This is a genomic window from Marinobacter sp. NSM, from assembly GCF_052380025.1.
GTDB lineage: Bacteria > Pseudomonadota > Gammaproteobacteria > Pseudomonadales > Oleiphilaceae > Marinobacter.
On sequence record NZ_JBQTCK010000003.1, the window covers coordinates 562,935 to 580,911 of the forward strand.

General features: G+C 59.1%; 14 protein-coding genes. 6 read left to right on the forward strand and 8 right to left on the reverse strand.

Annotated features, from left to right (window positions below):
- Positions 1-143: 143 nt before the first annotated feature.
- Positions 144-1,667, reverse strand: coding sequence for a methyl-accepting chemotaxis protein (locus ACTZWX_RS10205; protein ID WP_444713827.1), 1,524 nt, complete (start codon positions 1,665-1,667; stop codon positions 144-146).
- A 241-nt stretch (positions 1,668-1,908) separates the two neighbouring features.
- Here ACTZWX_RS10205 and ACTZWX_RS10210 point away from each other — a divergent pair, with 241 nt between their 5' ends.
- Positions 1,909-3,363: a hypothetical protein gene (locus ACTZWX_RS10210; RefSeq protein ID WP_342631363.1), complete on the forward strand. Its 1,455-nt coding sequence runs from the start codon at positions 1,909-1,911 to the stop codon at positions 3,361-3,363.
- Between the two features lie 50 nt (positions 3,364-3,413).
- Here ACTZWX_RS10210 and ACTZWX_RS10215 read toward each other — a convergent pair whose 3' ends face one another.
- Complete coding sequence (locus ACTZWX_RS10215; protein ID WP_342631364.1) at positions 3,414-4,865, reverse strand: rhomboid family intramembrane serine protease; 1,452 nt, start codon at positions 4,863-4,865, stop codon at positions 3,414-3,416.
- A 295-nt stretch (positions 4,866-5,160) separates the two neighbouring features.
- On the opposite strand from ACTZWX_RS10215, the gene ACTZWX_RS10220 reads away from it, so the two are divergent.
- The gene (locus tag ACTZWX_RS10220) at positions 5,161-5,601 is read left to right on the forward strand and encodes an OmpA family protein (protein WP_342631365.1); all 441 of its coding nucleotides are present in this window, start codon (positions 5,161-5,163) and stop codon (positions 5,599-5,601) included.
- 62 nt (positions 5,602-5,663) lie between these two features.
- Here the strand turns inward: ACTZWX_RS10220 and ACTZWX_RS10225 are convergent, their stop codons facing one another.
- From ACTZWX_RS10225 to ACTZWX_RS10245, 5 genes are all read right to left on the reverse strand, one after another.
- The gene (locus tag ACTZWX_RS10225) at positions 5,664-6,065 is read right to left on the reverse strand and encodes an MAPEG family protein (protein ID WP_061330920.1); all 402 of its coding nucleotides are present in this window, start codon (positions 6,063-6,065) and stop codon (positions 5,664-5,666) included.
- A gap of 1 nt (position 6,066) precedes the next feature.
- Positions 6,067-6,309, reverse strand: coding sequence for a GlsB/YeaQ/YmgE family stress response membrane protein (locus tag ACTZWX_RS10230; RefSeq protein ID WP_061330921.1), 243 nt, complete (start codon positions 6,307-6,309; stop codon positions 6,067-6,069).
- Positions 6,310-6,383: 74 nt separating this feature from the next.
- Positions 6,384-7,103 carry a lysophospholipid acyltransferase family protein gene (locus tag ACTZWX_RS10235; RefSeq protein ID WP_444713828.1) on the reverse strand — a complete coding sequence of 240 codons (720 nt, stop codon included), beginning with the start codon at positions 7,101-7,103 and terminating at the stop codon, positions 6,384-6,386.
- 47 nt (positions 7,104-7,150) lie between these two features.
- Positions 7,151-7,732, reverse strand: a complete 582-nt coding sequence (locus tag ACTZWX_RS10240; RefSeq protein WP_342631367.1) for a class GN sortase — start codon at positions 7,730-7,732, stop codon at positions 7,151-7,153.
- Complete coding sequence (locus tag ACTZWX_RS10245; RefSeq protein ID WP_444713829.1) at positions 7,729-9,867, reverse strand: marine proteobacterial sortase target protein; 2,139 nt, start codon at positions 9,865-9,867, stop codon at positions 7,729-7,731. The genes ACTZWX_RS10240 and ACTZWX_RS10245 overlap by 4 nt, the downstream gene beginning before the upstream one ends.
- A gap of 181 nt (positions 9,868-10,048) precedes the next feature.
- Here ACTZWX_RS10245 and pdsR point away from each other — a divergent pair, with 181 nt between their 5' ends.
- From pdsR to ACTZWX_RS10260, 3 genes are read left to right on the forward strand one after another with little or no spacing between them, the layout of a single operon-like run.
- A complete protein-coding gene (gene pdsR, locus ACTZWX_RS10250; RefSeq protein WP_342631369.1) occupies positions 10,049-10,750 on the forward strand; it encodes a proteobacterial dedicated sortase system response regulator in 702 nt (233 codons plus the stop codon).
- Positions 10,751-10,752: 2 nt separating this feature from the next.
- Positions 10,753-12,804 (forward strand): ATP-binding protein, encoded by a 2,052-nt coding sequence (locus ACTZWX_RS10255; protein WP_444713830.1) that lies wholly within the window; start codon positions 10,753-10,755, stop codon positions 12,802-12,804.
- Positions 12,801-14,108: a DUF3422 family protein gene (locus ACTZWX_RS10260; protein ID WP_342631371.1), complete on the forward strand. Its 1,308-nt coding sequence runs from the start codon at positions 12,801-12,803 to the stop codon at positions 14,106-14,108. Before ACTZWX_RS10255 ends, ACTZWX_RS10260 begins: the two co-directional genes overlap by 4 nt.
- 6 nt (positions 14,109-14,114) lie before the next feature.
- Here ACTZWX_RS10260 and ACTZWX_RS10265 read toward each other — a convergent pair whose 3' ends face one another.
- Positions 14,115-14,894, reverse strand: coding sequence for an ATP-binding protein (locus ACTZWX_RS10265; protein ID WP_342631372.1), 780 nt, complete (start codon positions 14,892-14,894; stop codon positions 14,115-14,117).
- 125 nt (positions 14,895-15,019) lie between these two features.
- Between ACTZWX_RS10265 and ACTZWX_RS10270 the strand changes: the two genes are divergently transcribed.
- A complete protein-coding gene (locus ACTZWX_RS10270) occupies positions 15,020-17,977 on the forward strand; it encodes a transporter substrate-binding domain-containing diguanylate cyclase (protein WP_444713831.1) in 2,958 nt (985 codons plus the stop codon).

Genomic DNA, 17,977 nt, shown 5'->3' on the forward strand with positions numbered 1-17,977 from the left:
GCTCTTATCGTCATAGGGATATGCTTAGCAAGCTTGGAAACATTTCATACGTGCCTAGGATAACGGCACACTAAGGCGCACCTTTAGGACCAAGATCAATTTTCAGGATGCTTCCGAGGCGAAAGATCCAACCGGAAACTCGGTCAAGGCAGCCGATACTGCGCAACCAGCGCATCAACATATGCCACTCTGGTATCAATCTCGCCCGCCAAGCCCTGTACCCGCTCAGCCTCTTTTGCCACATCGGTGGTTCGGGTAGCTACGGTACGGATGTTCTCGTTGATCTGCAGCGAGGTCGCGGCCTGCTGTTCGCAGGCGGGGGCGATCTGGTTGTTCATGCTGCTGACGGCGTCTATCGCTCGCTCAATGCGGCTAATGGCTTCGGCGGCTTCCTGAATAGCCCGATTCGACTCGGTTGACCGGGTCTGCCCCATCTCCATGGCGGCGGTGGTCGCTTCCGAAAGGTCTTTCAGTTCATCGACTGTGGTGCGGATTTCATCGGTGAATTCCTGGGTACGGCGCGACAGCGACCGCACCTCATCGGCGACCACGGCAAAACCCCGACCGTGCTCGCCGGCCCTGGCGGCTTCGATTGCCGCGTTCAGCGCCAGAAGATTGGTCTGGTCTGAAATGTCGTGTATCGAGCCCGTTACCCGGGCAATCGATTCCACCTTTTCCGCCAACTGAGCCACCATGCGGGCACTGTCTTCGAGAGTGTTGTTGGTGGCGTCTGTCATGGTGCGGGCACTGGCCATAGCCTGACTACCAGCCGAGGCAGAACCTGCCGCATCAGTAGCAGCTTCGGAAGCCAACTGGGCGTTATGGGCCACTTCCTGCACACTGGCAGACATCTGATTGGTCGCCGTGGCCACCTGATCAGCCTGCTGCTGTTGCTCCTCGACATACTGACGGGTGCTTTCACTAGCTTGAACCAGTTGCGCTGTATTGCGCTGAAGCTCATCAGAGAAACCGCGCATCTGCCGGATCAGCTCGCAGGACTTCTCCATCATGTCGTTGAAGGATTTTGCGCTGACACTGCGGCCATCAGTGGGCAAACGACCGGAAAGATCATGCTCCTGGTCAAACGACTGGACAATCGACATCATACGGAACGCCTGATTGCGCTCCTGCTTCATTTGCACCGCAAAGAACACAAGGATACAGGCCTCGAAAACCACAAAGGCGGCATGGACCATGGCGGTGTCCCAGCCATGCCCGTGGTCGTATATCATCAGCGGCATCGAGCCTATCTGCGTGCCGGCATGTTGAAGTGCCGTGAACAACAGGTGATGTAAGGCGATCGTGACCGCTGCAACCACCACAGGCAGCCAGTCCCGGTAAATAATCGTCAGGGCAAGCGCCGAGAAAATGTGAAAATGCATTTCGATTCGCCCCATCTGGGCCTGAATCATGATGGCTGAGAACAACATCAAACAGACTGCAAAAAAACTCGAACTGGCGCGACTTCCCCGCAACAGGAAGTAACCTCCAGCTGCCAAGCCTCCCACAAGCATTGACGCCACAAGTGCGAAAGCGTGAGTGCCATAACCAACGGGCACCAGCAAGCCGACCACAGGCACGTGGGCCAGCAATATGAGCAGCATTTGCCGGTCGGTGACCAGAGTTTGCTCTCGGGTTAGATCGCTGACGCTAACAACGGTTGTCATTGGAATCACTCTCTTGGGTTTATCGCGCGGGAATTGTCTGGTGGGTTGCACTATCAGGATGCATTGGATCTGGTAATTACGAACCTGAATTGTTGCAGATCACAGACAACACAGCTGGTTCGTACTTTCACTTAACGGATGTTTCTCGTGTTCACGGTAGGGATGTGTGAACAGATCAGCTGCGGCCCGAGGCCAGTTCTGTCATGATTAGCAGCTGTTTTCTGACGGATCAGGACCTGCCGTGAAGCACGATTGTCATTACCACCCGGGCGACCCGGCCAAGTGGCACTGTGGTGAGTGCCAGATGCACTATTGCAACCGCTGCATGCCCGATGCAGACACCCGCCAGCGCCGCGCCCTGTGCCCTCGCTGCAGCAAGGCCATGAGGTATCTCGGGGCGGCAACCGAGGTGGTGCCCTTCTGGCACCGTATCGGCGCGTTCTTCCGTTACCCGTTCCATACTGATCCACTGATGGTAATCGCTATCTGCACTCTGGTGCCCATCGTTGCACCGGCAAACATTGTTGGTCTGATCATCTGGCTGGTGCTCGCGCTGGCGCTGTTCAAATACACCTATGCCGTGATCAGCCACACCGCAGAAGGCCATCTGAAACCGCCACCGGTGTCGGTTGCGTTCACTGGCAGCGGTTTTGACATCGTCATTCTGCAGTTTCTGGTGTTCGTGCTGATGGGCGGCCTGGTCGCTGCCGCGGCAATGGTCGGCGGGCCGATTCTGATGCTGCTGGCCCTGGCGTTTGTGATCCTGGCGCTGCCCGCCAGCATCATGGTGCTGGCGATGGAGCGATCGGTAGGTGCGGCGGTTAACCCGATGAATCTGGCGGTAATGATTTCCCGCATCGGTACCCCCTACTTCCTGCTGTATGGCTACCTGATTCTGCTCACCCTGGCGTCCGGAGCGGCCCAGGACTTTGCCGTTGATCACTTTCCGATGTGGGTGGCACAGCCCCTGGCGGGCTTCCTCAACAGTACGTTTACCCTGATTCTGTTCCATATGCTGGGTTACCTGCTGTTCCAGTATCAGGAAGAGCTGGGCTTTGCCTCGGACGTTCAGGGGGAAGACAGCGATGCAGACCAACAGAACCGGGATCGCAGCACCCGATTTGATGCCGACCTGGACATGAATCTGAAAGACGGCAACTACGACCGGGTTCAGAGCATGCTGATCGAGTCCCTCAAGAAAGACCGGGACAATCCGAAACGCATCGGGCAGCTCTATCAGATTCTGACCGCCCGGCAGGCAACTGCAGAACTGTACCGGTATCACCCGCGCCTGATGGCGTGGTTGACCCAGCGGCATGACGGTGACGGGCTGAACCAGCTGATGCAGACCCTGCAAGCGGCTGAGCCCGGCTTTCAGCTGGACGATCCGGAACTGGCTGTGCAGTGTGCCAGCGCGCTGTATCACCGGGGCCACTTCAAGCCGGCACTGCGATTACTACAGGATTTCCACAAACGGTTCCCGGACAGCGACCAGCTGGCGCCGGCCTATTTACTGGCCGCCCAGGCACTGGCCAATGGCCTGCAACAGTGGGAGAAAGCCAGTGCGTTTCTCGCGTTTATCAAGAAACGCTGTGTCACCCACCCCTTGCATGGGCAGATCGACACCTGGCTGGACCAGGCCCGCAATCAGCAACCGCTGAAAGGCCCGAAAGCGAGTTTTGAGATACCGGAGTAATCAGAAAGCGCCGGCACAGGGCAAGCTGCGCTGTGCCGGCATTTAAGGCTTCAGAGAGTGTTCTGGAGCAGTTGGCGGTAATGGCGGACTTTTGGCTCCATCTGGTGCTTCTCGAACTCCGCCAGCAACAACCGGCAGGCCTCGTTGACCATTTCCACATCCGCCGTTGAGCGCATGCGTTCAAAAGCCTTTTCCGCTGATTTCAAATCGTGGTGCTTGAGACTGGCAAACATTACCCGGTTATGGTCTTCCACCGCCAGCGGATGATGGGCCTCACCCTTGCTCAGATATTCCTGCCATACTGAGATCATTTGCTCTGGCTGCCGTCGGGCCATGGCATCGGCCATCAGTTCCCGGGACAGGTCCCGGTAGGCTGGCAGGTCTGGCCGCAGTTTGGCCAGCTGGTACAGATGTTCCAACACGATGGTGCGCTCGGGGTAGCGCTCCCGCAACGCGTCGAACTGGCGCCAGGCCAGGTCAAACTCCATCCGCCCAAGGCTGGCCATGGCCTGGGCATACGCCGAGGTAAAGCGGGCGTCCTGCTCATCTTCTTCGGGTTCAAAAAACTCTTCTTTTACCTGCAGCCAGCTTTTACCCAACAGCCAGACCAGTCCAGCGCCGGCAAGTAGCCCGCCAGCGTGGGCCATATAGGCAATACCGGTAGAACCGGCGTACCAGTAATCGTAGATTTCCTTGCCTACCCACACCGGCAACAGGGCGATGGCCGGGGCCCGGAAGTAATTGAAATAGACCACCAGGAAGTAGAAAAACCGGATTCTCTGCACGCCGTATATGGCCACATACATGCCCATCAAACCGGAAATGGAGCCAGACGCGCCCACCAGAGGAATCTGACTGCCCATGGAGAAGCCGGTGTACATCAAACCAGATAACGCACCGCAGGCCAGGTAGGCCATCAGGTAACGGCCCGGCCCCAGGGCTTTCTCGACGGTAAAGCCAAGCAGGAACAGGAACAGCAGGTTACCGATGATATGGCCCCAGCCACCGTGCAGAAACTGGTAGGTAATCAGGCTGTAAAGCGACAATTCCGCCGGGATAAGTCCCAACTGATAGGCACTCATGCGAGACAGCCACTGTTCGTCGATGGAAACCCGCTGTTCCAGCCAGTGACTTCGCTCAGCCGGCGCCCAGATCAGGTCCCGGTTTTCTTGCAGATACTGGTAGAACTCCCGGTCCACCAACAGGGTGGCTGCCAGCCAGAAGGTCTCGTTGTCCTCCTGCAGTTGCTGGAATTCCTGAAGCTCCAGCACACTCTGGGCATCACCAGAAAACCGGATTTCCCGTTGCAGGTAGTCTTCATAGGCCGGTGCTTCGAGCGTCAGCAGGTCGGCATCCAGATACTGTTCCAGGGCGGCTTCAAACTTGCGGTCGTCACCACCCTGATAAAACAGGAAGACCAGCAGGCAAACCATCATCAGGCTGAGGGTTACCCAAGGCGGGCGTTTCCAGTTAACGGCGTTCTCGGCAGGAATAATCAGCATGGGCGGTCACAATTCATCACAATCTGTCCCTGAAAAGCTGCTTTTTACCACAGCAGCGACTTCTTTTCCCGGTGTAATGACACCTGGCGAGCAGAAATCAAAGGTCTGCAACGGGAATTGTGGCGCAGCACACAACCATGGGTGTCATCACACAGTCACACAAATGCCATTCAATCGGTAACCACTCACTTCCGGTGCCTATCGACCATTCGCCAATTGCCGTTATTGCTTCAACCAACAATATTGGGGTAGCGATAACAACAAAAACCGGATTCTGGACTCGAGGATACTGCACATGACCGTACTAGTTCTGGACAACCCTGACCTGCTGGCGAAGGCCGCACTGGCATTCGGTGGCATGGCAGGCCAGCCTTCGCAAGACGGAAAGCGTCCTCACCGCACCCGCTTTCACTATGGCTTCAACAAACACACCCCGGATGCCGGTGACATCGAGGTTTTGAAGCAACATGCAACCTACCTGAAGAACCACCCGGGGGTGCGGGTAAGAATCCATGGCCACGCCGACCGCTTTGGCTCGGAAGAATATAACCGGTTCCTGGCTCGCCTGAGGGCCAACTCCGTTGCCCGCCTGCTCATGCGCGAAGGTGTTCACCAGTCCGCCATTGTGCTGGCCACCTGGGGGTCAGATCGCCCCTTGACCCGGCCGGAAGACCACGCAGCCAACCGGCGGGTGGAACTGGAATACCTGACCATGGACATTGCCCGAGCACTCTGAGCACCCGGTACAAACACAAACGGGGCCAACAGGCCCCGTTTAAGCAATCGCTGCCGGCTTGGTCAGCCGTACACCTGCCAGACGTTCCAAAGTAACAGCAACGCCGCCACCAGGATCGCCAGCCAGGTTAACAGGATACCGATCATACGGGCCTTGTGGGGCCCCCCCTTGCCGTTGATCATGCCCCAGGCATGGAGAATGCGGCCCACGACCAGCGCCATGCCGGTCCAGTAGATCAAACCCGAAGCAACACCGTTCAGCTCGGCAATCGCCAGCATGATCAGGCCAATGGGAGCATATTCGACCAGGTTAGCGTGGGCGCGCACCGCTGCCTCAAACTCCACATCATCGTTCACGCCCAGACCTTTCCGGTACTTCAGCCGGTATTTCACCACCTGGCCGGACAACACCAGCAACAACAAACCGAGGACGGCCGCGAACACAGCGGTAACGGGTACAATCATGTCAGCCCTGCTTGATCTTGTTAACCACCGCCAACAGCAGTACCGCACCGACCGTCGCTGTGACCAGCTCACCGACCATGCTCTTTACCGCCAGCCCCAGCACGCCAAACAGCACGCCGCCAATCACCGAACCGACAATACCGATACCGATATTGGCCAGTACACCAAAGCCCTTGCCTTTCATAATCAGGCCGGCCAGCCAGCCGGCAAGACCACCGATGATCAGAAACCAGATCAGGCTCATCTCCGCGTTCTCCCAAGGTTTACCAGTTCAGAATGTAATCCTGTTCAGAAGACTGCCCTGTTTTTCACGGCCATTCAAGCAGTTCCGGGAGTTCGTGCCAGCCCTGTGATGGCTTCCGACATCTGTTGGTGGCACCGGGCGATCAGCTCGGGTACATCGGCAGAGGTCAGCCCCTGGGTTTCGACAGGAGGAAGAATCCGCATCGGGACGGGCTCCCTGCGACCAGACCAGCCTCGTGTTTTGCCGTGATACTCACCGGCACACACCATGGTAATGGGGGCACCGGCGGCAATGGCAGTGTGAAACGCACCTTTCTTGAAGCTTCCCAGGCCACGGCCACGGCTACGGGTGCCTTCCGGGAATACCCAGATACTTTTACGCTGCTGGTTGATCGCCTCACTGGTGGCCTCCATCACCGCCACCGCTTTTCGGGACCGACCGCGGTTCAGAATGATGTTGCCACCCAGCCAGAATACCTGGCCAAAGAACGGCACCCAGACCAATGAGGACTTACCTACCGCCACCGTGCGCGGCGGTAGTAAGTCACCCATCAGGAACAGGTCGTCGTTCTGTTGGTGGTTAGCGATGATCACCGTTGGCCTGTCCTGCGGCATGTTCTCAGCCCCGTACAGGGGGCGCTTCATGCCCAGCAAACAACGCCCTACCCGGGCGACAATCCAGCCCAGCAGACGGTTATTATCCGGGTTGAACGGCCGGGCCAGGTATAACATCAATGCCAGAAGGCACAAGACTGGCACGCTGATCCACGCCAGGATTTTTCTTACCACTGCCATACTGCCTTTCCGTTGAGACTCACTTGGCGCACAAGTGTACGCCAAACCTAAAGCGCGGCAACAGTATCCTTTTGTTCGAGTGCGTAAACGGGATGGGCTTCAACCACATAGCGCAGAGGGCCACGGGCATCTATGGAATTGAAGGGATAGCAGGTAACCAACAGCAGGGTGCCGGCCGCCAACGCATGAGTGTTAATTAGCTCCTTACGACTGTCCACTACCCGGATACTGGTCACCCGATAGTCCTGCCAATGCTGATCCTGGCCTTGCAATCTGACCGGGTTGCCCGGAGCGAGATGTTGGAGGTGGCTGAAGTGAGTGTCCCGGTGTCCGGCCAGAATCACCGGCCCGTCGGCACCGGCCACCACCCGGCCTGGCCCGAAGGCCAGGCTTTCGCCATGCAGGCCATCCAACACGATCATCGACACGTCCAATTCAGGCATTTCCAGCCTGGCCACTGGCCAGGTATCCGCCCAGGGCCAGGGCCGGGCCTGAACCTGACGGGCCTGGGTTTCCGCCCAGGCAAGTGCCAGCAGCTCCTGTGCCACCAGCGCCTTGAAGGGAATCCACAGCCCAAACATGAGCACCGTGGCGGAACAGCCGAACAGCAACAGCAGCAGGCGGCTCACAGGGATGACCTCCGGTTCAGCATGGCAATCGCCAGGGAAAACATCAGCCCCAGCAAACCCAGCGCAGTGAACAACGGTGCGAATGTGGCTGTCTGGGGGTACCTGAGCATACCGGGCTGGCTACCTGCCGGCAGCAGGGTGGGTATGCTCTGCGACCCTGCGCTTTCGGTTTCCGGACGAGCCTGGCGCTGCTCCACCACCACAAAGCTGGTGAATGGAGAAATCACGCTATGGCGAACCGACAGCTCAGTGATCTGCTGCTCATCCGGCGTCTGACCCTGAAGCCGGGCGGCATCGGTCAGCTCATCAATCCGGCCGCGGGCCCAGTGACGATTCAAACCACTGGCGGGCGCCGCCTGGGCCAGGTCCAGAGATGTGGACCAGCGACGGCCTCCGGGCAACTGGCCGGAAACCTGCAACTGCCCTGCTGCCGGCAGCCCCCGGACTACCTGGACCAACGGCGTGCCGCGAAACAGATCCCCGGGCCTGGCCGGTACTGGCTCCAAAGGCTGCCCCTGATCCGGCCAGCGGACGTCCAGATTGGTCAGCACCGGTGCCTCCATGGCGGCAAACAGACGGTTCAGGGCCCGGTCTACCTCGGCGCCTGAGTGAATTGCAGTAAACTCACCCCGGCCCCACCGGGCCGCTTCCCGCAAAAAGTGCATATTGGGAGCAGAACCAATCCCCACGGTAAACAGTCTTCGGTCCGTCAAACCCGAGCGGATCTGGTTAAACAGGGCAGACTCATTGCCCACGGCACCGTCGGTGATAAACACCACCTGGCGCACCCGTTCACCACCCGGGACAGAGTCCATTCCCAACGCCAGCGACAGGGCACCCGCCATTTCGGTACCGCCATTGGCCCGCAAATCCTGGACATAACGCCGGGCCCGGGCCAGGTAATGGCCTTCTGCCGGCACAGGCTGGGCGAACAGGGCATGGGCCTGGCTATTAAACTGGATCACATTGAACGAATCACCGGGGCGCAGGGTTTCCAGCCCCTTCAGCAGGGCAGAACGGGCCTGGGCGATTGAATCCCCCGCCATGGAACCCGAGGTATCAATAACGAAGACAAGCTCCCGACGCAGCATTGGCCCGACGGTTTCCGGCGGCAGCACCATGGCCATCAGATAATCCTCACCCTGCCAGGTCTGGTGAAACACCGCCGCTTTTGGCTCACTGCCAGCCACCGGGCGCCACCTGACGATCACATCGCGGTCCATGAGCACCTTTTCCTGTTCCGTCCTCACCGTCGCCCTGGCACCGTCTAGCTCTGTGTACAGTCGATGGCTTGGGCTGGAGACATCCGCCAGAGCCAGGCCGCTTTCGATCTCTATTCCGATTCTGGCCCGGTGGCTGCCGCCATCAACGTCCTTGGGGCGAACGGTAAACGGACTGATTTCGTGGGCGTCGGCAACCTCTGTGGTGGCCAGCGCCCAACCCGACTGCCACGGGCCTTGCGTTTCCGCCAGCGGTTCGCCTGGCATATAACGGGGAGTCAGTGTGGCGGGCAACCGAAGCTCGAATTCACCGTGCTTGTAGGCCACCGGTTGCTGGTAACGGATCTCCACCTGCACACTCTCGCCTGGCGGGATATTGGCTACCCGGCTGGTGAACAGGTTCGGGCGATGCTGCTCCAGAGTAGCTGCATGCTGCCCGGCCTGCCTGGCCCGCTCATAGGTTTGGCGGGCCTTGGCTTTGGGCTCGATGTGGCCCACGATTTCACGCTCGCCAATGGTCATGCGTAGCCCGAACACCGTGGCCTTGTCGGGTAACGGGAACACGAAAATCCCCTCCTGCCACTGATCGCTGGTATTACGAAAAACCCTGGTCAGCCTGGTCTCCGCCAGCAGGCCAGACACATGAACCCGGAAGTCACTGTCCAGAATCAGGGCCGGCTGCTGCCGGGCACTTTGATCATTCATCAGGTACAGTTGACCCGGCTGTTCCATGTCCATCTGACGCGCCTCCGCATACAGGGGATGGACAAACAACATCAGCAGAACCGCCAACCAGAGGCTGATACCCTCGGCCATCCGCAACCACCTGGATTGTTTAGCGGCTGGCTTCGCCCGGCGGGCAGTGAACAGGTCGGGCCGTACGGCCGGATTGGCAAGCAGCGATAGCAACATCATCACGACATCCTTTTTGTGGAAATTAGTGATGCCATTGCAACAGCCTGAATGGGCCCTGCCGTGGCAGAAACGGGCAAGCTGGCGATAGAAAATGATGAATTATGGCAATCCCGCGGCATCGACTTGTGCCGCACAAGGAGCATGGTTTAATGGCAACACATCTTGCTGAACAGCATCACTCATGAAAAAACACATTGTTCTGATTGAAGACGAAGCAGGCATTCGCGATAACTACCGGGCGGCGTTCGAGCGCCGGGGTTACCGGGTATCTGCCTATGGAGACCGGCCATCGGCCTGGCAGGTGCTGCGCCAGGCGTTGCCAGACCTGGCCATTATCGATGTCGGGCTCGGAGACGAGCCGGAAGGCGGCTTTGCTCTGTGCCAGGACCTTCGGTCACAGTCTGCCACCTTGCCGATTATCTTCCTGACCGCCCGGGACAGCGATATCGACTCGGTGCACGGCCTGCGCCTGGGCGCAGACGATTACGTCACCAAAGACATGAGCCTGGACCACCTGCTGGCCCGGATTACTGCCCTGCTGCGCCGGGCCGATGCCTGGGCTGAGGCGCTGCAGAAGCCGGATGAGCTGCTGCACCGGGGCCGGCTGTCGCTCAACGTCGACCGCATGACCGTGTCCTGGGACAACCAGCCGGTGGACTTGACGGTAACCGAATTCTGGATGCTGCACAGCCTGGTTCAGCATCCCGGCCACGTTCGCAGCCGGGACCAGCTGATGGAATCCGCCAGCACGGTACTGGATGACAACACGGTGACCTCCCATATCAAACGCATCCGGCGTAAATTCAGCCAGCTGGACAGCAGCTTTGATGGCATTCAGACCGCCTACGGCATGGGTTACCGCTGGAATGCCCGTGAGGTCTGACCTTGAGCCTTAAACGCCAGCTGTTTCTCGCCAGCCTGCTGATGCTGCTGATCCCCTGGGCCGGGCTGAAGTTTGTGCTGGAACTGGATGACGCCCTGCGCCAACAGGCCCTACAACAGCTCCAGGAGCGGGGCCAGCGGATGGCAAACCTGGCCGGCGACCTGCTGCTGGGGCAACCCACCATCGCCACCCCGAACGCGCTCTACGCCAGCCCGGCAGAAACACCGATCAAACCCGACGGCCATGCCGACGACTGGCCCGGTTACGATGAGCCCGATCACCTACAGCCCTGGCAACCGGCTGAGCCCCTGCCCGTGCCCGGCGCACCCCATCTGCGATGGCAGGCCGCCAGTGATGGCCGACACCTGTTCCTGCTGGTCCAGATGCAGAACCAGGCCATGCAACTGTTTCAGCAGAACCGGCCTGACCAACCCCACGATCGCTTTGAGCTGGTGCTGCAACCGCCGATCACCGACCTGCAACAGCCGGTGCCACGGCAACGCTGGACACTACGAACCTCAGCACCGGGCAGCGTGAATGCCATTCGGGAAGACCGCCAGCAAACTCCGGATTATCGGGTTCAGGGTGCCTGGCGGGATCGGGGGGCTGGCTGGCAGCTGGAGCTGCAGATGCCGCAGCCTGCGCGGGGCAGCTTGCTGGGCTTCCAGGTGACCCTGGGAGGCCAGGAGTCGTCAGTACCCGGCACCGGTATTGAGCCACCACCCCCACTGGTGCAACGAATCCCGGAGCTGGAACGGGCCTTGGCGGACCAACTCGGTGACGGCCAGCAAGTCACCGTGGTTGAGCCGGCGGGTTGGATAGTTGCCCATCACCGGCATCCGGCCACGGGCCAAGGCCCGGATTTTGATGACCTGTCCCCCGTGCAAGTGCTTGAGAAAATCACACTGAACGCTTTGCGAGCGCTGATTCGGCTCTACCAGCCAGAACCGACACCGTTGGCAGAAACCGGGCACCGGCTGATCACCGGTGGTCTGCCAGACAACCATCTGGTCAGGCGAAATGACGGCTCGGTCTGGCTGGCTACCGAGCATGATCTGTTTGGCGGTCGCTCGCTGGTACTGGAACAATCCCTTGATCAGTTACTGACCGTGTCCGGCTCGGCCCTTGGCAGTGTCCTGGCCCGGAGCCTCCTGATCATTCTCGCGCTAACCCTGGTATTGCTGGGTTACGCCAGTTGGTTGTCCTGGCGAATTGCCCGCCTGCAGCGCCTGGTCAGCGCCAGTGTGGACGAAGATGGCCGGATTCTGAGCCCGGTGCCCAGCGCCAGAACCCGGGATGAACTGGGGCAACTGCAGCAGCATTTCAGCCAGATGGTGGAACGGTTGCAGAGTTACAACCACTATCTGGAGAGTTTCTCCCGCCGGCTGTCCCATGAGCTGAAAACCCCCGTGGCGGTGGTCAGATCGTCCCTCGAGAACCTCGCTCATAACAGCTCCGAGCAGGAACGGCAGCAATACCTGGAACGGGCCGCCGGGGCCACCGAGCGGCTGCGCCGAATTCTCAACAGCATGAGTGAGGCTGCACGGCTCGAGCAGAGCTTCGACCAGGCCGACAAAGAACAGTTCGACCTGTCCGAGGTGGTCGCGCAAGCCACTGCGGCGTACCAACAACTGGATGCCGACCACCAGATCCGTTACCAGATTCCCGAAGCGGAATGCCCTCTGATGGGCTCACCGGAAATGCTGGTGCAAATGCTCGACAAGCTGGTGGATAACGCCCGGGATTTTACCCCCGAAGGCGGCGCCATAGAGGTCAGCCTGCGACGCCATTCGGACCACTATCAATTGCGTGTGTTCAACGAAGGCTCGCAATTGCCGGAACACGCCGGCGTGGATATTTTTGGCGCCTTTGTCTCCCAGCGCCAGGGCCAGAGCGAGGGGCACCTGGGGCAGGGGTTGCTGATCGTACGTCTTATTGCCGACTACCATGGTGGCTATGTGGAGGCCCGAAACACCCGCGAAGGTGGCATTGACGGGGTGAGCTTCCGGGTTATCATCCCGGTATACCGCCCGGAAACAGGATCAACATTGTGAGTGCCGAAACGTCATCCCTGGATTTTCATCCCTTGCGGGCAGACCTTTACCAGGAACTGCACTCACGCCCCTTTCAAGTGATACCCTCCACCGCCCGGGTGACCCACATTGCCGTGCTGGTCACACCGGAGCAGCGCCGAACACAGTTCGCGCATCTTCAGCGTCTGCACCGCCTGCTGGGCGAGCCCTGGCCGGAACAGGAAGTCAGCTGCTATGAGCACAACTTTGGCAAGCTGCGAGTCCGGCGTGAAGTACATATGGAGTTTGCCTCCTACACCTTCACCAATCTGGACGTTTCCAGTGCCGACCCGTTTGCCGAGACCGGCATCAGCTCATTACCTGAGGGTTGGCTGGAACAGCTGGACGGCACCATTGTCGGGGCCTTCCACATTGAGGTGCGCCCGTCAGAAGAGGACGCCCGCAGCGAACTGGCGTTCATGCGCAAGTATTTCGAAGGTATGCGCCTCATTGGCAGCAGCCCACAGGAAGGCGCCGCCCGGGTGCTGGGCTCGTTCCAGTTGCACAGCGACCATTTCGGCCGGTTCATGGTACTCAATCACAAGATGTCCAATAGCCAGCTGGGCCGCCTGGTACAACGCCTGATGGAGATTGAAACCTACCGTTTGATGTCTTTGCTGGCGCTGCCACTGGCCAGGGAAATTACGCCCAGTCTGAACGACATGGACCACAAACTGGCCACCATCACCCAGTCCCTGGCGGATAACGAATCCCTGGACGAACAACAGATACTGGCCGAATTGACCCACATTGCCGCCCGGATCGAAGCCTACCGGGCCCATTCCACCTTCCGCTTTGCCGCCACCCGGGCCTACCACGAACTGGTGCTGACCCGGCTGGAAGAACTGCGGGAAGATGAAGTCTCCGGCCACCTGACCATCAGCGAATTCATGACCCGCCGGCTGACACCGGCCGTGAAAACCTGCGAAGCCGTGGGAGAACGCCTTGAAGACCTGTCCCGCCGGGTGGACCGCGCCTCCGACATGATGCGTACCCGGGTGGAATTGGCGATCCAGAGCCAGAATCAGCAGTTGCTGAGTTCCATGGACCGCCGTTCCCGCATTCAGTTGATGATGCAGCACACGGTGGAAGGCTTCTCGGTGGTGGCGATCTCCTACTACCTGATCAGCCTGCTCAAGCTCGGCCTGGACGTGCTGCAGGACAGTGGCCTGGCGTTCAACAAATCCCTGGTGCTGGGCGTGGCCATCCCGGTGATCATGGTGCTGGTGTTCCTGGGCATCCGGATGATCCACCACCGGTTTATCCGCATGGCCCGCCGGCAATAGCGGGCTTCAACTGAATCTGGGGTCGCCGGCGAACTGCCGGTAGAACTGCTGCGCTGTGCGGCCGTTGCGGACGCCTTTGCCGGTGGCAAACCGGACGGCCTCCTGGTGCAGTTGCGAGCGGTCTGCCACCTCCGGAAACAGCGCGTCCACCGCCTGCAGATAGACATCCTGGGAAAACGGATAGAACGACAGCTGCAACCCGAACCGGTCTGCCAGTGAGACCTGTTCTTCAATGGCCTCCGCCGGGTGCAGCTCGCCGTCGCGCACCTCGCTTTTCAGGTTGTCACTCATGAACTCCGGCATCAGGTGCCGGCGGTTGGAGGTGGCATACACCCGCACGTTCTCCGGGGGCAGCTCCAGTGATCCCTCCAGCACGCTTTTCAGGGCCTTATAACCGGACTCCCCCACATCAAACGACAGGTCATCACAGAAGATCACAAAGCGGTACGGCAGCTCGCAGATGTCGTCGACAATCTCTGGCAGGTTGACCAGATCATCCTTGTCCACTTCAATCATGCGCAGGCCATCAGCCTGGTAACGGTTCAGCAACGCCTTGATCAGGGACGACTTGCCGGTGCCCCGGGAACCCCAAAGTAACGCATTATTCGAGGGCTGCCCCGCCAGAAAGCGTTCGGTGTTGCGGGCCAGCGCCTGTTTCTGCCGGTCAATACCCGTGAGATCAGCCCATCTGACCGGATCCAGCCGACGAATGGCCCTCAGGCCGGAGCGATGCCGGCGCCATACCGCGGCCGGAACCTGCTGCCAGTCAAAACCCGTTTCTGTCATTCCCCTACTCCATCAAAGGTGTGCCGTTTCATAGCCTGAATATGTATTCAATATAGCCACACACCCATGTCAAAGGTTACGATCTGCAACTACACTGGCACTGTTATTCACAGGGAAGGTATACCTTGCAAAGCCGCCTGCCTCAACCGCCCCAGCGAAAATTCTGTGCTGCCTGGCTAACGCTGGCCACACTAACGATTGCGGTGCTGACGTTTGCAGCCCGGGCGGAAGAGCCGGAGAGCCTTTCTCCCGTGGTCACAATTGGCGTGGTGGCCGACAACGAACCCTACACTTTTTTTAAAGGTCGCAATCCAGCCGGGTTCTCCATTGACGTCCTTCGGGAAGTGGCCAGCAACAGCAACCTGGTCTTTGATTTTCGTGCCGGTAGCTGGCCAGACATCTATGCGGCCTTCCTGCGCGGCGATCTGGATGCGATAGACGGTATTTCCTGGCGCCCGGATCGTGCTGAAAAGGTCCTGTTCTCCGAACCTTATCACTACCGCGAAATCTACCTGATGCATGACAGCGCCCGCCCGACTCCCACGATTGAGGCGCTGGACGACTTACAAGGCCTTCGCGTTGGCATGGTAGAGGACATTTTCTACCGCAGCGAATTCGCCGACGCCGGCATTTCACTGACCACCTACGACTCCCTGACGAGCGTTGTAAGGGCACTGGCCTTTGGCTGGATCGACATTGCTGTGGGCCCCAAACTCACTATGGAGTATCTGGCCAACCAGGCCGGTTTCCGCTTCCTGGAACTGCTGGGCCCGGCGCCGCTGCAACAATACTCCGGGGAGGATTTCCGTATTGGTGTTCTCACCGACAACCTGAGCCTGTTCAATCAGATTCAGGCCGGGCTGAATGCCGTACCGGAGGAAAAACTGCAGCAACTGCTGCAGCGTTGGCAGGAGTTTGGCGGTTTGACCGGTTCCACAGGTACAGAGCTGGCCCTCAATTCGCAACAACGACAGTACCTGGCGAGTCTGGGGCCGGTTCGGGTCGGATTCATGGATGATTATGCGCCGTTCAGTTTCACCGACGGCGGGCGGGTCAGAGGCCTGAGCGTTGATATTATGAACCGTCTGGTTGACCTGACGGGGCTGCAGGCCATTCCTGTCAGCAGTCAGTGGAACAAGCTGATTCCCATGCTCAAGAACGGCGATATTGATGTCATGGCCAACATGTCCCACCGCCCGGAACGGGAGTCCTTCGCCCACTTCACCTCGCCCTATCACATCATTCCCAACGTCATCTTTACCCAGGATGAGAGTCTCAATTACCAAAATCTCGAGGACCTGAAGCACTATCGGGTTGGACTGGGCGCGGGCATCTACTATGAGGAAACCCTTCGGCAACTGCTGAGTAACGGCACATTGCTCAGCTTCCACTCACAGCAACCCATGTTCCAGGCATTGGCGAGCGGCGATGTGGATGTCGTTATCGGAGCCCTGCATTCGGGCAATTACTGGATCCGGCAACTGGGTATCAGTGGCACCCGAATCGCCGGAGAACTTCAACTCCCGGGTTTCAGTGGTGAAGACCTTCGCTTCGGGGTGAGACCGGCTCTGGCGCCGCTGGCAGACATCCTGAATCAGGCACTGACCAGCATTACACCAACGGAACAACAGGTGATCGAAACCCGCTGGCTCGGCGCCAGCAACCAGCCCTCGCTGAACACAGCGGAACTGGTGAACTGGACAGACACCGAGTCCCTATGGCTGGAACAACGGAATCGGGAAATTCGCATCTGCGCAGATCCGGACTGGATGCCCCTGGAAGGTGTAAGGGACGGCAAACACACCGGCCTGGCCGCAGAGGTGCTTGAGCTGTTCAGCCAACGAGGTAACCTGCGTTTCCGTCTGGTGCCCACCAGCAACTGGCAGGAAGCCATTGCCGCGGCGAAGGATCGGCGTTGCGACATGTTCCCGATGGCCATGCGCACACCGGAAAGGTCCGCATATCTGGATTTCACCTCACCCTATCTGGAAGTGCCGAGCGTGGTGATTGGCCGTATTGAGGCCCCATTCATTCAGCGTCTCAACGAGCTGGAGGGTGGCCGCGTTGGCATTGTGGAAGGCTACGCGTTTGCCGAGTTGTTGCGCAAACGCAATCCATCCTTGCAGCTGGTTACCGTAGAGTCAGAGCAAGAAGGCCTGAGAAAACTTCAGAACCGAGAGCTGATCGGCTATGTCACTACACTGGCCACCGCCAGTTACTACATGCAGTCAATGGGCTTGGCGGACCTGAAGGTGATTGGCCGGGTGCCCGCCGACTGGTCACTGGCGATTGGCACCCGCAATGACGAACCGACACTGCACGGAATAATGCAGAAACTGGTGTTGAGCCTGACACCTGCAGAGCGCTCTCAGCTTGAAAGCACCTGGCGCAACCTGCGAATCGAGGAACGCGTGGACTATACCCGGTTCTGGCAAATACTTTCGCTTGGCCTGCTGGCCACCGCCCTGTTGGTCTACTGGAATCGGAAACTCGGCCGTCTCAATCGGGAGCTTGCCGAGGCCAATACCGCCCTGTCCCGCCTGAGTGTGACCGATAACCTCACAGGCCTGGGCAACCGCACCTACTTCGACCGGGAGTTCTCCAACAGCTTTCAATGGTGCCTGCGGCACCAGACCGGCTTTGCGGTAGCCATGGTCGACGCGGACCACTTCAAGAAGATCAACGATAATTGGGGGCATGAGGCCGGTGACCGGTGCCTGGAATCCCTGGCAAACACCATGCGGGAACATTTCCGACGAGACACGGACCGCCTGGCACGGTTTGGTGGTGAAGAATTCGTGATGTTTACCAGTTATCAGGATGCAGATGACATAAAGGCTCGATTGAACCGGTTCCGCGAGGAAGTCGCAAACCGGCGCTGTGATACCTGCAAGGATAAAGGGATTGATCTGACCGTCAGCATTGGCCTGGCGTTGGGGCTTCCAACTCCAGAGCACACATCTGCGGAATATCTCCGACTGGCCGACCAGGCCCTGTACACCGCCAAGCGTAACGGCCGCAACCGCCTGGAGGTTCTTCCCGCCGTGCAAGCCAATGACAGCCGGCGCCAACAAACAGACTAA

What these genes read in the sequence shown, in the direction of transcription:
- ACTZWX_RS10205 (WP_444713827.1), bottom strand. Translation starts at nt 1,667, where the DNA reads ATGACAACCGTTGTTAGCGTCAGCGATCTAACCCGAGAGCAAACTCTG.
- ACTZWX_RS10215 (WP_342631364.1), bottom strand. Translation starts at nt 4,865, where the DNA reads ATGCTGATTATTCCTGCCGAGAACGCCGTTAACTGGAAACGCCCGCCT.
- ACTZWX_RS10220 (WP_342631365.1), top strand. Translation starts at nt 5,161, where the DNA reads ATGACCGTACTAGTTCTGGACAACCCTGACCTGCTGGCGAAGGCCGCA.
- ACTZWX_RS10225 (WP_061330920.1), bottom strand. Translation starts at nt 6,065, where the DNA reads ATGATTGTACCCGTTACCGCTGTGTTCGCGGCCGTCCTCGGTTTGTTG.
- ACTZWX_RS10230 (WP_061330921.1), bottom strand. Translation starts at nt 6,309, where the DNA reads ATGAGCCTGATCTGGTTTCTGATCATCGGTGGTCTTGCCGGCTGGCTG.
- ACTZWX_RS10235 (WP_444713828.1), bottom strand. Translation starts at nt 7,103, where the DNA reads ATGGCAGTGGTAAGAAAAATCCTGGCGTGGATCAGCGTGCCAGTCTTG.
- ACTZWX_RS10245 (WP_444713829.1), bottom strand. Translation starts at nt 9,867, where the DNA reads ATGATGTTGCTATCGCTGCTTGCCAATCCGGCCGTACGGCCCGACCTG.
- pdsR (WP_342631369.1), top strand. Translation starts at nt 10,049, where the DNA reads ATGAAAAAACACATTGTTCTGATTGAAGACGAAGCAGGCATTCGCGAT.
- ACTZWX_RS10265 (WP_342631372.1), bottom strand. Translation starts at nt 14,894, where the DNA reads ATGACAGAAACGGGTTTTGACTGGCAGCAGGTTCCGGCCGCGGTATGG.